17 protein-coding genes are annotated in these 20,793 nt (G+C 72.2%); 7 read left to right on the top strand and 10 right to left on the bottom strand.

The genetic code is table 11. The features are described from left to right. Positions 1 to 7: 7 nt before the first annotated feature. Positions 8 to 1,438, top strand: a complete 1,431-nt coding sequence (locus tag FRZ03_RS03415) for a M23 family metallopeptidase (protein ID WP_146463643.1) — start codon at positions 8 to 10, stop codon at positions 1,436 to 1,438. Positions 1,439 to 1,492: 54 nt separating this feature from the next. On the opposite strand, the gene pcrA is transcribed toward FRZ03_RS03415, so the two are convergent. After that, positions 1,493 to 3,997 carry a DNA helicase PcrA gene (gene pcrA, locus FRZ03_RS03410; protein ID WP_146463642.1) on the bottom strand — a complete coding sequence of 835 codons (2,505 nt, stop codon included), beginning with the start codon at positions 3,995 to 3,997 and terminating at the stop codon, positions 1,493 to 1,495. A 333-nt stretch (positions 3,998 to 4,330) separates the two neighbouring features. Between pcrA and FRZ03_RS03405 the strand changes: the two genes are divergently transcribed. Beyond that, positions 4,331 to 4,786, top strand: coding sequence for a TDT family transporter (locus tag FRZ03_RS03405; protein WP_315902618.1), 456 nt, complete (start codon positions 4,331 to 4,333; stop codon positions 4,784 to 4,786). 3 nt (positions 4,787 to 4,789) lie between these two features. Here FRZ03_RS03405 and FRZ03_RS03400 read toward each other — a convergent pair whose 3' ends face one another. Then, positions 4,790 to 5,143, bottom strand: a complete 354-nt coding sequence (locus FRZ03_RS03400) for a hypothetical protein (RefSeq protein WP_070026252.1) — start codon at positions 5,141 to 5,143, stop codon at positions 4,790 to 4,792. A 313-nt stretch (positions 5,144 to 5,456) separates the two neighbouring features. Between FRZ03_RS03400 and FRZ03_RS03395 the strand changes: the two genes are divergently transcribed. Continuing rightward, positions 5,457 to 6,527, top strand: a complete 1,071-nt coding sequence (locus tag FRZ03_RS03395; RefSeq protein WP_146463648.1) for a C40 family peptidase — start codon at positions 5,457 to 5,459, stop codon at positions 6,525 to 6,527. A 34-nt stretch (positions 6,528 to 6,561) separates the two neighbouring features. Here the strand turns inward: FRZ03_RS03395 and FRZ03_RS03390 are convergent, their stop codons facing one another. Both FRZ03_RS03390 and FRZ03_RS03385 read right to left on the bottom strand, forming a co-directional pair. After that, complete coding sequence (locus tag FRZ03_RS03390; protein WP_146463641.1) at positions 6,562 to 7,308, bottom strand: LuxR C-terminal-related transcriptional regulator; 747 nt, start codon at positions 7,306 to 7,308, stop codon at positions 6,562 to 6,564. After that, complete coding sequence (locus FRZ03_RS03385) at positions 7,305 to 8,594, bottom strand: ATP-binding protein (protein WP_146463640.1); 1,290 nt, start codon at positions 8,592 to 8,594, stop codon at positions 7,305 to 7,307. Before FRZ03_RS03385 ends, FRZ03_RS03390 begins: the two co-directional genes overlap by 4 nt. A 233-nt stretch (positions 8,595 to 8,827) precedes the next feature. Here FRZ03_RS03385 and FRZ03_RS03380 point away from each other — a divergent pair, with 233 nt between their 5' ends. Together FRZ03_RS03380 and FRZ03_RS03375 are read left to right on the top strand one after the other, a co-directional pair. Next, positions 8,828 to 10,438 (top strand): PspC domain-containing protein, encoded by a 1,611-nt coding sequence (locus tag FRZ03_RS03380; protein ID WP_146463639.1) that lies wholly within the window; start codon positions 8,828 to 8,830, stop codon positions 10,436 to 10,438. Beyond that, complete coding sequence (locus tag FRZ03_RS03375) at positions 10,425 to 10,634, top strand: hypothetical protein (RefSeq protein WP_146463638.1); 210 nt, start codon at positions 10,425 to 10,427, stop codon at positions 10,632 to 10,634. Before FRZ03_RS03380 ends, FRZ03_RS03375 begins: the two co-directional genes overlap by 14 nt. Positions 10,635 to 10,958: 324 nt before the next feature. Here FRZ03_RS03375 and FRZ03_RS03370 read toward each other — a convergent pair whose 3' ends face one another. The 3 genes from FRZ03_RS03370 to FRZ03_RS03360 form a co-directional block, all read right to left on the bottom strand. After that, positions 10,959 to 11,471, bottom strand: coding sequence for a DoxX family protein (locus FRZ03_RS03370; RefSeq protein WP_146463637.1), 513 nt, complete (start codon positions 11,469 to 11,471; stop codon positions 10,959 to 10,961). 167 nt (positions 11,472 to 11,638) lie between these two features. Next, positions 11,639 to 12,916 (bottom strand): hypothetical protein, encoded by a 1,278-nt coding sequence (locus FRZ03_RS03365; RefSeq protein ID WP_146463636.1) that lies wholly within the window; start codon positions 12,914 to 12,916, stop codon positions 11,639 to 11,641. 342 nt (positions 12,917 to 13,258) lie between these two features. Beyond that, the gene (locus FRZ03_RS03360) at positions 13,259 to 14,053 is read right to left on the bottom strand and encodes a class II aldolase/adducin family protein (protein ID WP_146463635.1); all 795 of its coding nucleotides are present in this window, start codon (positions 14,051 to 14,053) and stop codon (positions 13,259 to 13,261) included. 140 nt (positions 14,054 to 14,193) lie between these two features. On the opposite strand from FRZ03_RS03360, the gene FRZ03_RS03355 reads away from it, so the two are divergent. Continuing rightward, on the top strand, positions 14,194 to 14,661 hold the full coding sequence (locus FRZ03_RS03355; RefSeq protein ID WP_146463634.1) for a pyridoxamine 5'-phosphate oxidase family protein: 468 nt from the start codon (positions 14,194 to 14,196) through the stop codon (positions 14,659 to 14,661). Between the two features lie 107 nt (positions 14,662 to 14,768). Here FRZ03_RS03355 and guaA read toward each other — a convergent pair whose 3' ends face one another. Then, positions 14,769 to 16,343 (bottom strand): glutamine-hydrolyzing GMP synthase, encoded by a 1,575-nt coding sequence (gene guaA / locus FRZ03_RS03350; RefSeq protein ID WP_146463633.1) that lies wholly within the window; start codon positions 16,341 to 16,343, stop codon positions 14,769 to 14,771. 311 nt (positions 16,344 to 16,654) lie between these two features. Between guaA and FRZ03_RS03345 the strand changes: the two genes are divergently transcribed. Beyond that, on the top strand, positions 16,655 to 16,933 hold the full coding sequence (locus tag FRZ03_RS03345) for a chorismate mutase (protein ID WP_146463632.1): 279 nt from the start codon (positions 16,655 to 16,657) through the stop codon (positions 16,931 to 16,933). 465 nt (positions 16,934 to 17,398) lie between these two features. On the opposite strand, the gene FRZ03_RS03340 is transcribed toward FRZ03_RS03345, so the two are convergent. Together FRZ03_RS03340 and FRZ03_RS03335 are read right to left on the bottom strand one after the other, a co-directional pair. After that, complete coding sequence (locus FRZ03_RS03340) at positions 17,399 to 19,195, bottom strand: GMC family oxidoreductase N-terminal domain-containing protein (RefSeq protein ID WP_146463631.1); 1,797 nt, start codon at positions 19,193 to 19,195, stop codon at positions 17,399 to 17,401. A gap of 45 nt (positions 19,196 to 19,240) precedes the next feature. Further along, positions 19,241 to 20,793: succinic semialdehyde dehydrogenase (locus FRZ03_RS03335; RefSeq protein ID WP_146463647.1), on the bottom strand; the 1,553-nt coding region annotated here is incomplete at its 5' end.

The following is a 20,793-nucleotide window of genomic DNA, read 5'->3' as shown; positions in this document are numbered from 1 at the left end:
GAAGTTGGTGAACGACCGTCACCCGTCGGGGACCATGCCCGCCCCGGCCCCGGCTTCCGACGCCTCCGCTGCACCCCCCGCGTCGTACGGCATCCCGGAAGCCACCTACGGCGACTTCACCACGTACTCCGGCTACGACGCCACCGGCTTCACCAGTGGTTCCGTCCCCGCGCCGGCCTTCCACGGCGACCCGCTCCTCGGCGGTGCGCCGGGGGACCACCACGCCACGGGTGAATATGCCACCGAACCATGGCAGTCCGGCCTCGACACGGGCCAGACCCACGCCTACGGCGCCTACCCGGCCCCGCACCAGACCGGCTACGACACCGGCGGCTACGACACCACCGCCTGGACGTTCCCCGCGCAGGCCACCGGCAACGAGGTGAGCGGCCAGTGGGACGCGAACGCCTGGCTGCACCCCGGCCAGGGCGGCGCCGACGCCACCCAGCAGTGGGAGTGGGGCGCCCAGGCCTTCGACACCGGCGCCTACGATGCCACGCAGTGGAACCCCGCCGAACCGGCCGCGCCCACGGACGCCGGCCAGGACGCCGTGCCGTTCGACCAGCAGGAGACCGCGACCTTCGAGGGGCTCGACGACCTGGCCGTCGCCGGGGAACCGGCCACCGGGCCCGACCCGTTGGAGCAGCGGGAGGAGTCCGCACCGCCTCCGGTGGGGCGCGCCGGCTCGCGAGCCGGGGCGCGCTCCCGACGTCGTACGCCCGCCAAGCGCTCCGCGCTGCTGACCGTCGCCGTTCCCTCGGTCTGCGTGGTGGGCGTCGCCGGGATCGCCGCGGCCTCCGTCAACGCCCTGCACGACGGCGGCGGCACGGAGACCACCGCCAGCGCCTCGGACGCGCACGCGGTCCAGCCGTCGGTCGCCAACAGCAAGCTGGACAGCCAGCTCAGGACGCTGTCGGCCGGTGCCGACGACTTCGCCGACCGGGCGAGCCGCACCCAGGAGCGGATCGATCTCAAGGCGCAGCAGGAGCTGGAGAAGAAGAAGGCGGCCGCGGAGGCCGCGCTGAAGGAGCGGCTGCGCCCCAAGTTCGCGCTGCCGGTCGTCCAGCGGGGGCTGAGCGCCTACTTCGGGCAGGCCGGCGTCAACTGGATGTCCGTGCACACCGGCATCGACTTCCCGGTCTCCTACGGCACCACGGTGATGGCGGCGACCGACGGCACCGTCTCCACCAAGTGGAACAGCGCCTACGGCAACATGATGATCCTGACCGCGAAGGACGGCACGGAGACCTGGTACTGCCACCTGTCCAGCTACCGCGTCTCCCCCGGTACGACCGTCAAGGCCGGCGAGCCGATCGCCTACTCCGGCAACTCCGGCAACTCCACCGGTCCGCATCTGCACTTCGAGGTACGGCCCGCGGGCGGCGCGGCGATCGATCCGCTGCCCTGGCTGCGGAGCCACGGTCTCGACCCGACCTGAGCAGTGCCAGCCGAGCAGTGAGGCCCTCGCCGTTCGGCGAGGGCCTCCTCCGTGCTACAGCTTCTCCACCGGCGCGTACCGCAGCAGCAGCCGCTTCGGCTTGGTGTCGCCGAAGTCGATCGTGGCCTCCGCGTTGGCGCCCGTGCCCTTGACTCCGACGACGGTGCCGAGGCCGAACTGGTCGTGCGTCACCCGGTCCCCGACGGACAGCGCGACCACCGGCTTCTCCGTGGTCCGCCGCGTGGCGAAGCCGGACGCGCCCGATGCCGAGGAACGCGAACGCGACGAGGACAGCGAGGCCGCGACCCCGGACACCGGCCCGGAGGACAGCGGCGCCGTCGCGCCCGTGCGCTTCCAGTCCACGTGGGTGGCGGGGATCTCCTCCAGGAAGCGGGAGGGCGGGTTGTACGACGGCTGCCCCCAGGCACTGCGCATCGCGGACCGCGTCAGGTACAGCCGCTCCCGCGCACGGGTGATGCCCACGTAGGCCAGCCGCCGTTCCTCCTCCAGCTCCTTGACCTGGCCGAGGGCGCGCATGTGCGGGAAGACGCCGTCCTCCATGCCGGTCAGGAAGACGACCGGGAACTCCAGGCCCTTGGCGGTGTGCAGGGTCATCAGGGTGATGACGCCGTCGCCGTCCTCCTCGTCGGGGATCTGGTCGGAGTCGGCGACCAGGGCGACCTGCTCCAGGAAGTCGGCCAGCGTGCCGCCCGGGGCGGGGGCGCCCGGCGCCGCTTCGCCCTCGCCGCGCTCCTGCTCGAACTCCAGGGCGACGGCCGCGAGTTCCTGGAGGTTCTCGATGCGGGTCTCGTCCTGCGGGTCGGTCGAGTTCTGCAACTCCGCCAGGTAGCCGGTGCGTTCGAGTATGGCCTCCAGGACGGTGGCCGGTCCGGCGCCGGATTCCACGATGGTTCGCAGGTCCTCCATCAGCGTGTTGAAGCGCTTGACGGCGTTGGTGGAACGGGCGGCCATGCCGTACGCCTCGTCCACCCGCTTGAGCGCCTGCGGGAAGCTGATCTTCTCGCGCTGGGCGAGGGCGTCGATCATCGCCTCCGCGCGTTCGCCGATGCCCCGCTTGGGGACGTTGAGGATGCGGCGCAGCGGCACCGAGTCCTCGGGGTTGGCGAGAACGCGCAGGTAGGCGAGGACGTCCCGGACCTCCTTGCGCTCGTAGAAGCGGACGCCGCCGACGACCTTGTAGGGCAGGCCGACGCGGATGAAGACCTCTTCGAAGACACGGGACTGGGCGTTGGTGCGGTAGAAGACGGCGACGTCTCCGGCGCGCGCCTCGCCCGCGTCGGTGAGCCGGTCTATCTCGTCGGCGACGAACTGCGCCTCGTCGTGCTCGGTGTCGGCGACGTAACCGGTGATCCGCGCGCCCTGGCCCGCGTTGGTCCACAGGTTCTTCGGCCGGCGGGACTCGTTGCGCTCGATGACCGCGTTGGCGGCGGACAGGATGGTCTGCGTGGAGCGGTAGTTCTGCTCCAGCAGGATCGTCGTCGCGTCCGGGTAGTCCTCCTCGAACTGGAGGATGTTGCGGATCGTCGCACCGCGGAAGGCGTAGATCGACTGGTCCGCGTCACCCACCACGCACAGCTCGGCGGGCGGGGTCTCGTGCTCGCCGGGCGGTACGTCCTCGTCGTGGGCGCCGGTGCCGACCAGCTCGCGGACCAGGGCGTACTGGGCGTGGTTGGTGTCCTGGTACTCGTCCACCAGGACGTGCCGGAAGCGGCGGCGGTAGTGCTCGGCGACGTCCGGGAAGGCGCGCAGCAGGTTGACCGTCGTCATGATCAGGTCGTCGAAGTCGAGCGCGTTGGCCTCGCGCAGCCGCGACTGGTAGAGCGCGTAGGCCTGGGCGAGGGTCTTCTCGAAACCGTCGGCGGCCTGGGCGGCGAAGTCCTCCTCGTCGATCAGCTCGTTCTTCAGGTTGCTGATCTTGGCGCTGAAGGACTTGGGCGGGAAGCGCTTGGGGTCGAGGTCCAGGTCACGGCAGACCAGGGCCATCAGCCGCTTGCTGTCGGCGGCGTCGTAGATCGAGAACGACGACGTGAAGCCGAGTTTCTTGCTCTCCCGGCGCAGGATGCGCACGCACGCGCTGTGGAAGGTCATCACCCACATGGCGTTCGCGCGCGGCCCGACGAGCTGCTCGACGCGCTCCTTCATCTCGCCCGCGGCCTTGTTGGTGAAGGTGATCGCGAGGATCTGGCCGGGGTGCACCCCGCGCTCGGCGAGCAGGTGGGCGATGCGGTGGGTGAGCACGCGGGTCTTGCCGGAGCCGGCGCCGGCGACGATGAGCAGCGGGGAGCCTGCGTGCACGACCGCGGCGCGCTGGTTGTCGTTCAGCCCCTCCAGCAGGGCCGCCGGGTCGAGCGGGGGCCGCGGGGCGCCGTCGCGGTAGTGGGTGTCCCGGTCCGGCGGCATGTCGAACTTCCCGCCGAACAGATCGTCCGGAAGGGGCTCCGGAGCGTGATCGTCCTCGGGCGGCGGCGGGGGTTCCTCGTCGTGCCCGCGCGGGGGCTGGAGGTCCGCCAGGAAGCTGTCGTCAAAGAGGCTGCTCATCGCTCTCCGAGTCTAGGGCGCCCCACCGACAACCGGTTCCGGTCTCCGGAATCCGGCGGTGAAGCGGATGATCGGGCGGACGGCCCGCGCGCCGCCGAGGGGCGGGGGCGTCCGGTTCCGGTGAGGCGTGGCGCTCCGCGGTGAGGCGCGGGTGGCTTCGGGGTGAGGCGCGGGTCACAGTGCCGTGCCGTCGGGACGGACACGGAAGGGTGTTCCGCCTCCCCGCGCGCGTGCTTCGCCCGGCCCGGGCCCCTGGCTGGCATCGTACGCATGCCCGGCAACCCAGGTCTGCGCGCGTGGTGGGCAGGCCGGTCGCCGGCCGCCGGAGCCGCCGTGACGGCGACCGGGATCCTGCCGACGGACCTGCATCTCACCGGCGACGAGACCCTCTCCCCGACAGCGCTGGCGTGGAGGGGGCCGGTGACCCTGGGCCCCGGGCGGCGCGCTCGCCATCTCGACGCCGGCCGGGGCGGGCCTGCTCGCCGCCGGAGACACCTGACGACGGTCGTCGTGCTCGTCCGGTGCCTGGCGGCGTATGCGGTGCTGGTGGTCGCCGAGGCCGTCCGGCCCCGGTTCGGCTACGCCGAGTGCCGCTGGGCGACGGTCTTCCCGCTGGGGATGACGGCTGCGGCGCCCCTGTCCGTCGCGACCTCCGTGGGCGTCCCGTGGCTCAGGAGGCCGGGGCGCGTGCTGGAGTGGGTGGCGGTGGCGGTGTGGCTGCCGGTGGCCGCCGGTGCGGTCGCCGACGCGGTGCGCACGACCCGCGCCGGGGCGGCCGGGGAGCGCTGAGTGTCAGGTCCAGAGCACGGCGATGAAGATGTTGGTCGCGGTGAGCGCGCCGACGAGCCCGAACTGTGCCTTGTCGACCCGCTCCTCGTCACGCTTGACGTAGACCAGACCGAGGATCACGATCAGCAGCGCCAGCTTCACACCGATCTTGACGGTGTTGATCTGGGCGCCCTGCGCCTGATTGAGGCCGACCAGCGCCACACCGGTGACCAGCATGGTCAGCGCGCCGTGCAGCATCCCGGGCACGAACCGGGCCGTGCCCTGGCCCATCGCCTTCATCTGGGTGAGGAAACCGCCGAGCAGCGCGGCGATGCCGATGATGTGCAGGCCGACGAAGAGATGGATGAGTACGTCCATGGGGCCGGAGCCTAACCAGCGCCCCGAGGCCTCCCGCCACCGCCCCCACCCGAGGGCGAATCCCGTACGAATACGCCCCATAGCACCCCGCCACTCCCGCGTCCCTCGCTTTCCACACTTCGATCACCACGCTCCGTGAAGGGGGCGACGGGGGTGCCTTCATGCGGTCACATGCGGTCATGAAGCGCCCCCTCGGAGCCAGTTCCGCACAGCGTGTCACCAACTCGTCACCGTCCGCTCTAGCGTCCTCCTCTCAGACACCCGGCTCCACCGCCGGGGGACACGAGTCGTACGGAAGGACGTGACGGCACAGGTGGCAGCGCACCGCAGGCCACGGCAGCACCCGCTCGGCGGACCCACGACCCGGGCGGCCGCCGTCCTCGCGCTGGCGGGGGCGGCCACCACGACGGGCTTCGACGGCACCGGACAGGCCGCGCCTGGGCCGACCCCGGCCCAGGTGAAGGCCAGGGTGGACACGCTGTACCGGGAGGCCGAGACCGCCACGCAGAAATACGACGGCGCCAAGGACGCGGCGGAGGCGGGCGAGCACCGGCTCAACTCGCTGCGGGACGAGGCCGCCCGCAAGGAGCAGAGCCTCGACGCCGCCCGGGACGCGCTCGGTTCGTTCGCGGCCGCGCAGTACCGCTCCGGCGACATCGCCCCCACCTGGCAGCTCGCTCTGTCCGGCGACCCCGACCGGTATCTGGACGACGCCGCGCTCGCCGAACGCGCCGGGGAACGGCAGGCCGCCACCGTGTCCCGGGTACGGCAACAGCTGGCGGAGATCGAGCGGTTGCGCGGAGCCGCCCGTGTGGAGCTGACGTCACTGCGGTCCCACCAGGCCGAGCTACGACGGCAGAAGAGGACCGTCACCCGCAAACTGGCCGAGGCCCGGCGGCTGTTGGCCGAACTCACGCCGAGCGAACGCGGCCAGGTCGCCGGCGCCGACGGCACCGGTGTCCCGGAGCGCGCGTCCCGCTCGGCCAACGACGCCCGGCAGGCGCTGGAGCGGGCCGGTGCCGTCGCCGCCCCCGACTCCCGCGTGGCGGCGGCCGTGGCCTATGCCTTCGCCAAGCTCGGCAGCCCCTATGTGTGGGGCGCGACCGGCCCCCACGCCTTCGACTGCTCGGGCCTGGTCCAGGCCGCCTACCGCTCCGCCGGGGTGTCCCTCCCCCGCACCTCCTACGCGCAGATCGACGCGGGCCGGCGCGTCTCCCGCTCCGAACTGCGCCCCGGCGACCTGGTGTTCTTCTACTCCGGTGTCAGCCATGTCGGCCTCTACATCGGTGACGGCCGGATGATCCACGCCCCGAACCCCTCGGCCCCGGTGCGCGTGGCGCCGATCGACCAGATGCCGTTCGCGGGGGCGACCCGGGTGGTGTGAGCGCGGCCCGCCGTGCCGTGAACCGGCCCCGGGGTCAGACCAGGCGGCGCGCGGTCGCCCAGCGGGTCAGCTCATGACGGTTGGACAGCTGGAGCTTGCGCAGGACCGCCGAGACATGGGACTCGACCGTCTTCACCGAGATGAACAGCTGCTTGGCGATCTCCTTGTACGCGTACCCCCGGGCGATCAGGCGCAGCACCTCCCGCTCGCGCTGGGTGAGGCGGTCCAGGTCCTCGTCGACGGGCGGGGCGTCGGTGGAGGCGAAGGCGTCCAGGACGAATCCGGCCAGCCGCGGCGAGAAGACCGCGTCCCCTTCCTGGACGCGGAAGATCGAGTCCACCAGGTCGGTGCCGGTGATGGTCTTGGTGACGTAGCCGCGGGCACCGCCGCGGATCACCCCGATCACATCCTCCGCGGCGTCCGACACGGACAGCGCGAGGAAGCGCACCGGCTGCTCGGCGTCCGCCATCAGACCGGCGCACCTGCGCAGCACCTCGACGCCGCCGCCACCCGGCAGATGGACGTCGAGGAGGACCACCTCGGGCCGGGTCGCGGTGATGACCGTGACCGCCTGATCGACGTCCGCGGCCTCACCCACCACCTCGACGCCGGTCTCGGCGGTCCGCCCGATCTCGGCCTGGACGCCGGTGCGGAACATCCGGTGGTCGTCCACCAGCACCACCCGGACGTGCCGCCCGCTCGCACCGCCGTCGGCGAGCCCGCCGGCCTCGGCCACCTCCGCCGCCCCCGCCGTGCCGTTCGCCTCGGTCGCGTCGCTCATGCCGTCTTCTCCGCCCTCTCCATCTCCAGCTCGACCTCCGTGCCGCCACCCGGCACCGCCCGCAGCCGGGCCGTGCCGCCGTTACGCTCCATGCGGCCGATGATCGATTCTCTGACGCCCATCCGGTCGGCGGGTATCGAGTCGAGGTCGAAGCCCGGACCGCGGTCGCGCACGGACACGAACACCGTCCTGTCCTCGACCTCGGCGTAGACCTGCACGGCGCCGCCCTCGCCACCGTACTTGGCGGCGTTCACCATCGCTTCGCGCGCGGCCTGCATCTGTGCCCCCGTCCTCTCCTCCAGCGGGCAGTCACCGACGACCACGACCTCGATCGGCACCCCGTGTTTGTCCTCGACCTCGGCGGCGTTGCGCCGCACCGCCTCGGCGACCGTGTCCGGCTCGTCCGCCTCGTCCTTGCCGGTGCCCTCCGGCTTGTACAGCCAGGTGCGCAGGTCGCGCTCCTGGGCGCGGGCGAGGCGGCGGACCTCGCCCGGGTTGTCGGCGTTGCGCTGGATCAGGGTCAGGGTGTGCAGCACCGAGTCGTGGACGTGCGCGGCGACCTCCGCGCGCTCCTGGGCGCGGATGCGCATCAACCGCTCCTCGGACAGGTCCTGCGTCACCCGGATCAGATAGGGACCGGCGAGCAGGGTGATGCCGACGAGGACGGCGAGCGCGGCCTGGAGCACGGCGCCGAGGTGGGCGGCCGAACCCTGGAGGACGAAGATCGCCGAGACGCCGGCCGTCACGAGCAGGACACCGGCGGCCGCGCGCACCAGGGTCAGGGTGCGGCGGCGCCGGCCGACCTCGACCCAGCGCGCCCGGCGGGCGTTGTCCGCCTGGCGCCAGACGAGGGCGACACCGGCCGCGACGAGCACGGCGGGCACCAGATACGCCTTGGCCGTGCTGGTCAGGTCGACGCTGCTGACGAAGACCATGGACACGATGACCATGAGGAGCAGCGCGACGATCTGGCCGCGGTCCGGCTTGCGGGCGACGAGTCTTCGGCGACCGCCGGGTGTGGTCTCGGTGCCGACCGGGGACGGCCGGTGCCCGCCGACGCCACCGACGCCGAGCGGGACGAAGAACCAGAACGCCGCGTACAGCAGCGCGCCCAGTCCGTTGGCCATGAACAGGCCGACGAACGCGAGCCGGACCCAGACGACGGGCAGCCCGAGATGCCCGGCGAGGCCCCGCGCCACTCCGCCGAGCCAGCGTCCGTCGCCGCTGCGGTAGAGCTTGCGCGGCGGCCGCGGGTCGTCGAGGGGCGTGCTTGCGGCTTCCGGCATGGCATCGATGGTCACACGGGCGGCACGGCCGGGGCATCAGGGTCGGCCCCCGAGACGCCCCTGATCTTCCTCGGGGCCGGGTCGGGGCGGCCTGGTTCCGCGCCTGTTCCGTGCCGGTTCCGGCCGGTCCGCGCCGCTCGAACGCTTCCCCGGCCCGTCTCAGGGCCGATTTCAGGGTTCGCCCAGGGTCGTCCCGACTGCCGTCGCGGTGCTGCGGCCGTCACCATGGACGCATGACGGATCACGAGCATGCCGCGACGGGTCCGGGACCCGGCCCCGGCCCGCGCCCGGCCCCGGGCACCGGGCCGACGGATGCCGCGCCCGCCGCGACACAGGAAACGGGCGCGGCCGACCGCGGCACCGCCCCTCGCGTGGAAGACAAGCACAGCCCGGACAGCCCGGACAGTACGGACAGCACGGGCAGCGAACACAGCGCGAACACCGCGAACAGAGCGGAAAGAACGAGGAACTCGGAGAGCTCCGAGAAATCGGGGAGCACCGAGAGCGGGAGGCGAGGGCGATACGAGCCGCCGGTACAGCCGGCTGGCTCCCCCGACTCCCCCGGCAACCCCGCGCCCTTCCGGCGCGAGCGCCGGCACAAGCTGATCGCGGGGGTGTGCGCGGGACTCGCTCGGCAGACCGACATGGACCCAGTGATCTTCCGGATCACCCTGGCCGTCCTGTCCGCGACCGGTGGCTTCGGCCTCATCTTCTACGGCTTCGTCTGGCTGCTGGTGCCGTACGACGACGAGGAGGAGAACGAGGTCCGCAAGCTGCTGACCGGCCGGGTCGACGGCCAGGCGCTGGCCGCCGTGCTGTTCGCCCTGATCGGCTGCGGAGTCTTCCTGACCATGCTCCAGAACACCGGGACGCTGGCCTTCGCGGCGGTGCTCTCGCTGCTGCTCGCCGGCGCCGGGTACTGGTCGCGGCACCGTGGTGCCCCCGACCCCGACCCGCTGGCCGCGCAGGCCGCAGCCGACGCCCCGCCGGAGGCCCAGGCCCCGCCGGTCGTCACCGCCTACCCCTCCTGGTGGCGCGACCCGATCGTCAAGGACGGCAGCCATGTCGGCGGCACCGGCTATCTGTGGGGCCCGGGCGACGCCCACGTCCGGGGCGGGGACCTCCTGTCCGCCGTCGATGTCGGCATCGCCACCCCCTGGACCCACCCCGGCGCCGCGCAACCACCGCGCCCCGCGCCCCCGAAGCGGCGCGGGCCGCGCTGGATCGGCGGCCCGGTGTTCCTGCTGGCGCTGCTGGCGGGCGGCCTGGGTACCGGGCTGACCTGGAACACCCGCACGCTGGGCGACAGCCTGCAGACCGGGCTCGCCTGTGCGCTGGCCGTCTTCGGCCTGGGCATCGCGGTCAGCGCCCTGCTGGGGCGCACGGGCGCCGGGACGGTGTTCCTGGCGGTCATCACGGCGGTGCTGCTCGCGGGGGCGGCTGCGATGCCCGAAGACATCACCACGCACTGGCGGGTGACCTCCTGGACACCCACCTCGGCGGCGCAGGTCCGGCCGGGGTACGAACTGGGCACCGGCCGGGGCACCTTGGACCTGACCCGGATACGCCTGGCCAAGGGGCAGACCGTCGCCACGGACGTGCACATCGGCGCGGGCCGGCTGAAGGTGATCGTGCCGGCCGACGCGACCGTGCGGATGAACATCGAGGTGGGAGTGGGCGACATCAAGTTGCCCGGGCAGAGCGGAAGGGACCTGGACGTGCAGCCGGATCGGCACAGGGCGGTGACGCTGCCACCCGCCAAGGGCGGCGAGGACGGCGGCACCCTGGACCTCTCGCTCCAGGTCGGGGCGGGAGAGGTGGAGGTGGACCGTGCTGCGCCATGAGTTCCGGCCCGGAAAGCTGGTCGCCGGACTGTTCCTCATCGCCGCCGGGGTGGCGTTCGCCGGGGACGCGAACGGGCTGTGGCGGACCCCCTGGGTTGCGATCGTCCCGCTGGTGGGGGGAGGTCTGTGCCTGGGCGGGGCCACGACCGTCGTCGTCCGGGCGATACGCGGACGGCGCGGGGCCGAGACGGACTAGGGGGCCGTCCGGAGAGGTGGGTGACGCACGACGGCCCGGGTCCTGAGGGCACCCGACAACGGTCACCTCGAAGGTGGTGACCACCGAAGGGGCAGGGCCACAGAAGGGTTGAGACCACAGAAGGACCGGGACCGCAGAAGGGCGGAGCCGCCGCGAGACCGGGACCACCGCGAGGCCGGGACCGCCGCGGAAAGGCGGGGCCAACGAGAGGCCGGGACCGCCGCGGAAAGGCGGGGCCAACGAGAGGCGGGGATCGCAGAATGGCGGGAGCTGCCAAGAGGCCGGGGCCACCAAGAGGGCCGGCCCGAGAAGGTCCCGGAAGTCCTAGAAGTAGCCGAGGGACCGCCGTCGATGGCGGGCGCGCCAGACGGCGTCCAGGGAGAGGTAGGGGGCACCGGCCAGGATCAGGGGCAGCCAGGCCATCAGATAGGCGAGGTCGTTGCCGTAGTAATAGGGAGTCGTCGCCCAGCTCATGGTCAGCCACAGGCTCAGCGAGATCAGCGCGCCGCCCAGCGCGGCCAGCCGGCCGAACAGGCCGAGCAGGGTGGCGATGCCGATCGCCAGTTCGCCGAGGGCGATGGCGTAGCCGAAGCCGACCGGGCTCTTGAGTGCCAGGTCGATCAGGGCGGGAACGGCGGTGGTGTCGCGTGCCCCGCGCATGATGTCGCCGATCGAGCCGGCGCCGGCGGCCTTCATGAAGGCGCTGTCGGTGATCTTGTCGAGACCGGCGTAGAGGAAGGTGACTCCGAGGAAGACGCGCAGGGGTAGCAGGGCGTAGTGAGCGGCGGTGTCCCGCCAGCCGTTCGGGCTGTTCAGCCGGGTGGTGCGCGTGTCCATCCGAATACCGGTCATCCTGCCGAGCCGCCTCTCGTCCGCCGTCCCTGCCTGTCTCCGCATGCTCTCCCGACCATACGTATGACAAGGAGCGGCGTTTCAATCACCCTCTGGGTATTTTTCGGGATTTCAGGCTTTCGTATGAGAGGAGCATCGCGTGCGGAGGACGCTCATTCGGTGATCTGGACGGTGTAGCGGTTGGTCGGCACCCCGGCCGCGGTCACCACCTGGACCTCCAGCGAGCCGGGCTCGACGTCGGCCGGCACGGGGACGGTCAGGACGGTGTCGGTGGGGTTGCGGAAGCCGCCGGTGACCGGGACGAGCGGTACGTGGACGTCGACGGCGCCGATGCGGACGACCATGCGGGAGAGGCGTTCGGCGGTCTGGGCTCCGGGCGGGACGAAGCCGGCGCCGCGGATCTCGATGTCGTCGCCGGTGCGGATCGGGCCGTCCAGGTCGCCGGGTTCACGGGCCCGGACCACGGAGAGGATGGCCGGCCGGCCACCCTCCGCGTATTTGCCGGCGAGATAGGTGGCGGCCGAGATCAGTACGACGACGGCGAGCCCCCAGGGCAGGTCGGGCAGTTGGTCGGGGCGCCGGGCGAGGCGGACGGCGGCGAAGGCCAGGGCGACGGCGCTGACGGCGACGTACTGGATGTCGGTGAAGGCGCCCCGGCCGGAGTCGTCGGTGAGCAGGTCGGCGGCGCGCGGGCGGTGGGCCGGCACCTTCTGCAGCCGCTGGGCGAGGATGCGCAGGCTCACCACCCGGCGGACCAGGACGGCGATGCCGCACACCACCGCCAGGACGGTCGCCACACCGGCGCCGCGGGCGAGATCCAGGCCCGAGATCAGGGCGTCGCGCTCGGTGTGGTGGGAGGCCGCGGCCAGGCGGGCCGCCAGCAGCAGCACGGCATAGCCGACGAACAGCACCCAGCAGGCGGCGACGGAACGGGAGGTGGACATGCGATGGTCCTCGCCGATCACCGGGGCGAGCGCGCCGCCGCGCGCCCGGTGGAACCAGCAGGCGGCACTCAGCACGCCGGCCACCAGGAGGGCGGCGAGCAGAGCGGCGGTACGGGCGCTGGTCCAGCCGGCGCCGATCGCGGTCAGCGCCTCGCCGAGCAGGAGGGCGAGGAACGCGCCCCACACCACGCACAGCGTCCGCAGCCACAGCCGGGCGAGCCACATCTCGCCCTCGGCTCGGCCGCGTTCGGCGACGGCCTCCGCCCGCTGGGTCAGCTCCTCGGACACCCACTGCCGCGAGGCCGAGGCCGAATGTGCGACGCCCGCGGGCAGGCCCTGCCCGGCCGCGAACTCGTCGCGCCGCCGCAGGAACGCGGCGACGGCACGCCGGTGTCCCTCCCGGGCGCCGTGCGGGCAGTCCCCGCAGCCGCAGCCGCCCTCGTGGACGCCCTCGGCATCCGCCCCTCTGGCCTCCTGCACCGCCACGTCCGACGCCCGCCTTCCCCACGACCTCGCGGCACGACCGCCGGCCCCTCGATGAGCCGTCCCGCCGCCGTGCAACTCCCCAACGCCGAAAGCGAATTGTGCCCTACCGGAACCGTCCGGAGACCTCCGGGCGGGTCATACGGGTGAACCACGGTCCACAGTGTTGACACGACCGGTGGTGGCACGACCGGCACCGGCACGACCGGACCAGCATGACCAGTGCCAGCACGACCGGCACCGGCACAACCGGGCCGTCACAACCGATGCCGTCACGACCGGCGTCGGGCCCCTGGCCGTGTCGTGCCCCGGCCCTGTCGTGCCCTGGCCCTGTCGCCCTCCCGCTCAGCCGAGCAGGTCCGGTTCACTGCGGGTGATCTGCTGCCAGAGGGGCTGGTAGTTGATCCAGGCGACCAGGTCGCCGCCGAGTTGTTCGCGGGTGGCGGCGGCGAGTTCGCGGTCGATGAGCACCGGCCGGCCGGCGGCCCGGGCCAGCAGCTGCACCTGGCAGGAGCGGTCCAGGGACAGGAACCACCACGCCGCCGCGTCCACGGAGCCGCCGACGGTGAGCAGTCCGTGGTTGCGCAGCACGAGCGCCTTGCGGGAGCCGAGCGCGGACGCGATCCGGCGGCCCTCCTCGGCGTCGACGGTGACCCCGGTGTAGGCGTCGTAGAGGGCCGCGTCCTCGTAGAAGGCGCAGCTCTCCTGGGTGATGGGGTCGATGAGTTCGCCGAGCGCGGCGAGGGCGCGGCCGTGCACGGAGTGGCAGTGGGCGACGGCGACGACGTCCGGGCGGGCGGCGTGGACCTGGGCGTGCACGGTGAAGGCGGCCTGGTTGACGTGGTAGCGGCCCTCGACGACCTGTCCGTCCTGGTTGGCGAGAACGAGATCGCTGACGGTGACGTGCCCGAACGGAATCCCGAAGGGATTGACCCAGAAGCAGTCGGTGAACTCCGGGTCGCGGGCGGTGATGTGGCCCGAGACGCCGTCCTCGAACCCCTGGCGCCCGAAGATCCGCAGGGCCCCGGCGAGCCGTTCCTTGCGGTGCCGGCGCTCGTCCTCGACCGAGTCGTGCATCGGCGGCATGGCGAACTGCAGCTGGTCGGTGGGCAGCGGCAGCGGCGGGGTGGGCCCGGGCATAGGTCCTCCAGCGCTGGGAGTGCGGTACGGCCGGAAGGTACCGCCGGCCGGTGCAGAAGGGCAGGGCTGTTCCGTAAAGATGGCGCGCAGATGAGAAGGGCGACAGAAGATGTCGGGATTGGACGGCACACTCGGCCGGTATGAACTGGGCAGACTTCACCGCGGCCGAACCGGCCTTCGCACGAACCGTCGAGGAGCGCTTCGGCGCCTTCCGGCACCACGTCCTCGCGACCGTCCGCCAGGACGGCTCCCCGCGCCTTTCCGGCCTGGAGGTGCGGTTCCACGACGGCGAGCTGTGGCTCGGCATGATGCCGGACTCGCTCAAGGCCCGCGACCTGCTGCGCGATCCGCGCTTCGCGCTCCACGCCAATCCGGGCGAGGGCACCGCGATGGCCGGCGGGGACGTGCGGATCGGCGGCCGGGCGTTCGAGGTCGGTGCGGGGCCTGTCAAGGACGGGTATGTGAAAGAGGTGGAACCGCCGGAGCCGTTCCACCTCTTCCGCACCGAGTTGACGGAGGTCGTGAGGACCTTTGTCGAGGACGACCGGTATCTGGTCGTCCAGGTCTGGAAGCCCGGAGAGCCGGTGCGGACTCTCCGGCGGACCTAGGACCTCTCCTTTGGATCAAACCGGGCTCGCGGGGCCTGGCACGCGCATCTGGCCCCGCTCCCTGATCCGGCCTGATCCAAACGAAAGACCCTGGGAACCGCCGGGGATCACTCCCACTCGATGGTGCCCGGCGGCTTGGAGGTGACGTCGAGGACGACCCGGTTGACGTCCCGGACCTCGTTGGTGATGCGGGTCGAGATGCGGGCGAGGACGTCGTAGGGCAGCCGGGACCAGTCGGCGGTCATGGCGTCCTCGGAGGAGACCGGACGCAGCACGATCGGGTGACCGTAGGTGCGGCCGTCGCCCTGGACGCCCACGCTGCGCACATCGGCGAGCAGGACCACCGGGCACTGCCAGATGTCGCGGTCGAGGCCGGCCGCGGTCAGCTCCTCGCGGGCGATGGCGTCGGCCTCGCGGAGCAGGTCCAGACGCTCCTTGGTCACCTCGCCGACGATGCGGATGCCGAGGCCGGGGCCCGGGAACGGCTGGCGCTGGACGATCTCGTCCGGCAGGCCCAGCTCCTGGCCGACCATGCGGACCTCGTCCTTGAACAGCTTGCGCAGCGGCTCGATCAGCTTGAACTCGAGGTCCTCGGGCAGACCGCCGACGTTGTGGTGCGACTTGATGTTGGCGGTGCCGGTGCCGCCGCCGGACTCCACCACGTCCGGGTAGAGGGTGCCCTGGACCAGGAACTCCACGGCCGGGCCCTCGTCGGCGATGATCTCGGCCTGCGCCTGCTCGAAGACGCGGATGAACTCCCGGCCGATGATCTTGCGCTTCTCCTCGGGGTCGCTGACCCCGGCGAGGGCGTTCAGGAAGCGCTCCTCGGCGTCGACGACCTTCAGCTGGACGCCGGTGGCCGCGACGAAGTCCTTCTCGACCTGCTCGGTCTCGCCCTTGCGCATCAGGCCGTGGTCGACGTAGACGCAGGTCAGCTGGGAGCCGATGGCCTTCTGCACCAGGGCGGCGGCCACCGCGGAGTCCACGCCGCCGGACAGACCGCAGATCGCGCGCTTGTCGCCGACCAGCTCGCGGATGGCCTCGACCTGCTCGTCGATCACATTGCCCGTGGTCCAGGTCGGCTCCAGGCCCGCGCCGCGGTACAGGAAGTGCTCGAGCACCTGCTGGCCGTGCGTGGAGTGCATGACCTCGGGGTGGTGCTGGACGCCGTAGAGCTTCTTCTCGTCGTTCTCGAACGCGGCGACCGGGACCAGGTCGGTGGACGCGGTGACCGTGAAGCCCTCGGGGGCGGCGGAGCAGGCGTCGCCGTGCGACATCCAGACCTGCTGCTCGGCCGGGGTGCCCTCGAAGAGGGTGGAGGACGTCTTGGAGACGTGCAGATCGGTGCGGCCGTACTCACGGGCGCCGGTGTTGTCGACGGTGCCGCCGAGGGCGCGCGCCATCAGCTGGAAGCCGTAGCACATGCCGAAGACGGGGACGCCGGCCTCGAAGATGGCGCGGTCGAGGCTGGGCGCGCCCTCCTCGTAGACCGACGAGGGGCCGCCGGAGAGGATGATCGCCGCGGGCTTCTTGGCGAGAATCTCCCGGACCGGCATGGTGCTCGGCACGATCTCGCTGTAGACCCGCGCCTCGCGGACGCGACGGGCGATGAGCTGGGCGTACTGCGCACCGAAGTCGACGACCAGGACGGTGTCGGGGGCAGTGGGAGTCGCTGATGACACGGGGTGCCTTCTGGTGGTCCGGGCGGGGGGTCTGTACTACGAGTCTAACGGTGCGGCCGGAAAGCCTTCCGCCGAGCGCCGCCGCCGCGGCCGGGACCACCGCACCGGCCGTGGCATACTGGCCGCATGCTTCAGCACGCGACCTCCGTCTTTACCTATGGCATCCGGCCCGCCGGTTGCCATGGTCGTGCTGCTTAGCGAAACGCCGAGCGACTTCCCAGGCGCCCCGGGCCGACAAGGCCCGGGGCGCCTGTCGTTTTCCCGGGTCACGCCGTTCCGGGGCTCCGCCTTCACGATCAGGAGCCCCCGACATGAGCACCACCACACCGGAAGAGACCACCGCGACCCCCGAGGCGACCATCGCCGCCGCCCGGGAGCGGATCGACGCGCTGGACGACCGGATCATCGGTCTCGTCCAGGAGCGGATGGCGGTCTCCGCCGTGGTCCAGCGGACCCGTATCGCCACCGGCGGCCGGCGGGTCAGCCTCAACCGCGAGATGGAGATCCTCGCCCGCTACCGGGACGCGCTGGGCAGGCCCGGCACCGCGCTCGCCATGACCCTGCTGGAGCTGTGCCGGGGGCGCGTCTGAGCACCTGCGGACCGACACATCCGACAATCGGATTCAGGTTCGACGGCCGTCTCACCCGTACGGCGCGTGACCGGTCCGTGCGCCGCTTCGTTAGCGGGATGTCCGTGCCAGCCAGGGGCGGGCCCGACAGAACCACGCGTGGCTCGCTGGGGCGATGAGGCGTACGGGTCGTGCCGTGCGCCGTGGGACCTCGCTCCAGGGAAGTGACCGGACGGCAGGGGACAGCAGCCCGGTCACCAAGAGAAAAACGGTCGGCTCCGGGGACGCCCGGGGCCGGCCGGCGGTACGCACGTCCCGCGTCTCGCGCAGCACCTCACCGGACGCGAAGAGGGACCTGCATCCCCCTCCGAAGGCAGGTCCCTCTTTACCGTCTTCTTGATCCGGCAGATGGTTTGATCGGCGACGGCGCGGGAGGGTTGTGTCGCCGCCCCGGAAACCTCCGTGATCCGGGTCACACACCGGCGGCTACTCCGGCTTGGGCGGCACCGTCGGCATCCCGAGGAACGGCAGCTTCAGCGCGCCGAAGGCATCCGCCGGGACGGCCGGCGACCTCGGCTCCACCGGCGCCAGCCGCTCGTACGCCGCCCCCGGCGCCGGCCGCGGGTCCTCCTCACCCTTGTTCGGCCAGAAGGACATGGCCCGCTCGGCCTGTGCGGTGATCGTCAGCGAGGGGTTGACGCCCAGGTTCGCCGAGACCGCGGCGCCGTCCACGACCGAGATGCCGGGGTGGCCGTACAGCCGGTGGTAGGGGTCGATCACGCCGGTCTCGGCCGAGTCGCCGATGGGGCAGCCGCCCAGGAAGTGCGCGGTGAGCGGGGTGCCCATCAGCTCGCCCACGTTGCTGCCCGGGAAGCCGTTGATCTCGGCGGCGAGCGCGGTGGCGGCCTCGGTGGCGGCGCGGATCTGCTTGGGGTTGGGCGAGCCGTGCCCCTGCCGGGCGGTGAGCAGGCCCTTGCCGACGCCGTCGGGCTTCAGGTACGTCGTCAGCGAGTTGTCCAGGGACTGCATCACCAGGCCGATGATGGTCCGCTCCGACCAGCGCCGGTTGGACAGGGAGCGCAGGACGAGCATCGGGTGCCGGGCCGCGTTCGCCAGCCAGGCCAGTGCCCGGGAGGAGCCCTCGGCGTACGGCACCTGGAGGATGGACAGACCGCCCATGGCGTTGGAGCCCTTGCCGTAGCGGACGGGCTCGATGTGGGTGTTCTCGTCCGGGTGGATCGACGAGGTGATCGCGACGCCCCGGGTGAAGTCGGCCCGCGCCGCGCCGTGCACCTTGCGGTAGCGGCGGTCGAGGGTCTGTGCGCCCACCAGGGCCTCGGAGTTGGTGCGGGTCAGATCGCCCAACCGCTTCGACAGGTACGGCAGCTGGCCGCCCGCCCGCATGCGGTGCAGCAGGGTCTGGGTGCCGTAGGTGCCGGCCGCGAGGACGACCCGGCGCGCGGTGAAGACCCGGCCCTCGCCGTTCTTCTTCCGGTCGGTGGGCAGGGTGGCCACCGCGTAGCCGCCGCGCGAGTCGTCGGTGACGGACACCACGGTGGTCATCGGATGGACCACCGCGCCCGCCTTCTGGGCGAGGTGGAGGTAGTTCTCGTTCAGGGTGTTCTTGGCGCCGTGCCGGCAGCCGGTCATGCACTCGCCGCACTCGGTGCAGGCGTTGCGCTCCGGGCCCGCCCCGCCGAAGTACGGGTCGGGCACCCGCTGTCCGGGCGCGGCCTTGGCGGTGCCGTCCGCGTCCTTGCCGTCCCCGAAGAAGACGCCCACCGGGGCGAGGTGGAAGGTGTCGCCGACGCCCATCCGCTGGGCCGCCGCCTTCAGATGGACGTCGGAGGGGGTCATGGTGGGGTTGAGCCGTACCCCGAGCATGCGCCGGGCCTGGTCGTAGTACGGCCGCAGCTCCTCCTGCCAGTCGGTGACGTCCTTCCACTGGGGATCGTCGAAGAACGCCTTCGGCGGCACGTAGAGGGTGTTGGCGTAGTTGAGCGAACCGCCGCCGACGCCCGCGCCGGCCAGCACCATCACATTGCCCAGCAGATGGATGCGCTGGATGCCGTACATGCCGAGCTTGGGGGCCCACAGGTAGTTCTTCAGGTCCCAGGAGTTCTTCGGCAGCGACGCCCGGGTGAAGCGGCGGCCGGCCTCCAGGACGCCCACCGTGTAGCCCTTCTCGGTCAGGCGCAGGGCCGACACGGACCCGCCGAACCCCGACCCGACCACGATGACGTCGTAGTCGTACCCGTCGTTCTTCTCCTGCGACTGCGCCACATGCACTCCTCGTCGGGAACGGATCTCAGCGGGGACCGGGGTCTCCTAGCGGAAGCGGAACGCCTTGAGCAGCCGCAGGCTGGTGGTCATGAAGCGGGCGTAGCCCTCGTCCGTCATGCCCAGCGACGGCGCCATCGGCAGCAGCCGCTGCTGGGCGACCGTCTGGGCCTCGGTGTACTTGAGGATGCCCTCGGAGCCGTGGCGGCGGCCGAGTCCGGAGTCCTTCATGCCGCCCATCGGGGACTGGACGCTGCCGTAGGCGGGCGCGTAGCCCTCGTTGACGTTGACGGTGCCGGTGCGCAGGCGGGCGGCGATGTCCCGGCCGCGGCGGGCATTCGTCGTCCAGACGGAGGAGTTGAGGCCGTAGGGCGTGGCGTTGGCGCGCTCGACGGCCTCGTCGTCGGACGAGAAGCGGTAGACGGAGACGACCGGGCCGAAGGTCTCCTCCTCGCACACCGCCATGGAGCCCTCGACGCCGTCGAGGATGGTGGGCTCGTAGAAGAAGGGGCCGATGTCGGGCCGGGCGACACCGCCCGCGACCACCGTGGCGCCCTTCTCGACGGCCTCGCGCACATGCCGTTCGACGTTCTTCAGCTGGCGCTCGCCGACCAGGGAGCCCATCTCGGCGCCGTAGGCGAGGGAGTTGCCGAGCCGCATGGCCTTGGTGCGGGCGGCGAAGCGCTCCAGGAAGGTGTCGGCGATCGACTCGTGGACGTACAACCGCTCGATGGAGATGCAGAGTTGGCCGGCCGAGGAGAAGCAGGCGCGGACGGCGCCGGCGGCGGCCTTCTCGATGTCGGCGTCGTCGAGCACCAGCATGGCGTTCTTGCCGCCGAGTTCGAGGGAGACGCCGACCAGCCGGGCGGCGGCCCCCTGGGCGACCTCGCGGCCGGTGCGGGTGGAGCCGGTGAAGGAGACGTAGTCGGCGTGCTTCACCAACTCGGGCCCCACCACGGGCCCGTCGCCGAGGACGACCTGGAAGACGCCCTCGGGCAGGCCGGCCTCGATCAGCAGATCGCGGGCCCACAGGGCGGTCAGGCAGGTCTCGGTGTCCGGCTTCATCACCACGGCGTTGCCCGCGACGAAGGCGGGAAGGGCGTCGCCGACGGACAGCTCCAGGGGGTAGTTCCAGGGGGCGATCTGGCCGACGACGCCGCGCGGGTGGCGCAGCTCGGTGACCTTCGTCAGGGTCGGCACGGCGCCCGTGTGCCGCTTGGCACGCAGGTAGGAGGGGGCCTTGCGGCCGTAGTGGCGGGCCGCGACGGCGACGGCCAGCACCTCCTCGTGGGCGTGCAGCCGGGCCTTGCCGGTCTCCAGCTGGACCAGGTCGAGGGCCTCGGCCTGGCGCTCCAGGAGCAGGTCGTGGAAGCGCAGCAGGACGGCGGCCCGCTGCCGCACCGGGGTGCGCTCCCAGACGGCCTGGGCGACCCGGGCCGCCTCGAAGGCCGTCAGCACGTCCTCGGGGGTGGACTCCGGCAGGTCGGCCAGCTTCTCGCCGGTGAACGGCGTGTGGTTGGCGGTCCGGCCGGAACCGGTGACGCCCTTGGTCAGCCGGGCCACCAGCGCAGGGGTGACCACGTCGGCGGCGGGGCGGGCGC

Origin of the sequence: Streptomyces misionensis, assembly GCF_007896895.1 — a bacterium.
GTDB classification, from domain to species: domain Bacteria; phylum Actinomycetota; class Actinomycetes; order Streptomycetales; family Streptomycetaceae; genus Streptomyces; species Streptomyces misionensis_A.
The sequence above is the reverse complement of the archived record's forward strand: the minus strand, read 5'-3'. Positions and strand labels throughout refer to the sequence as shown.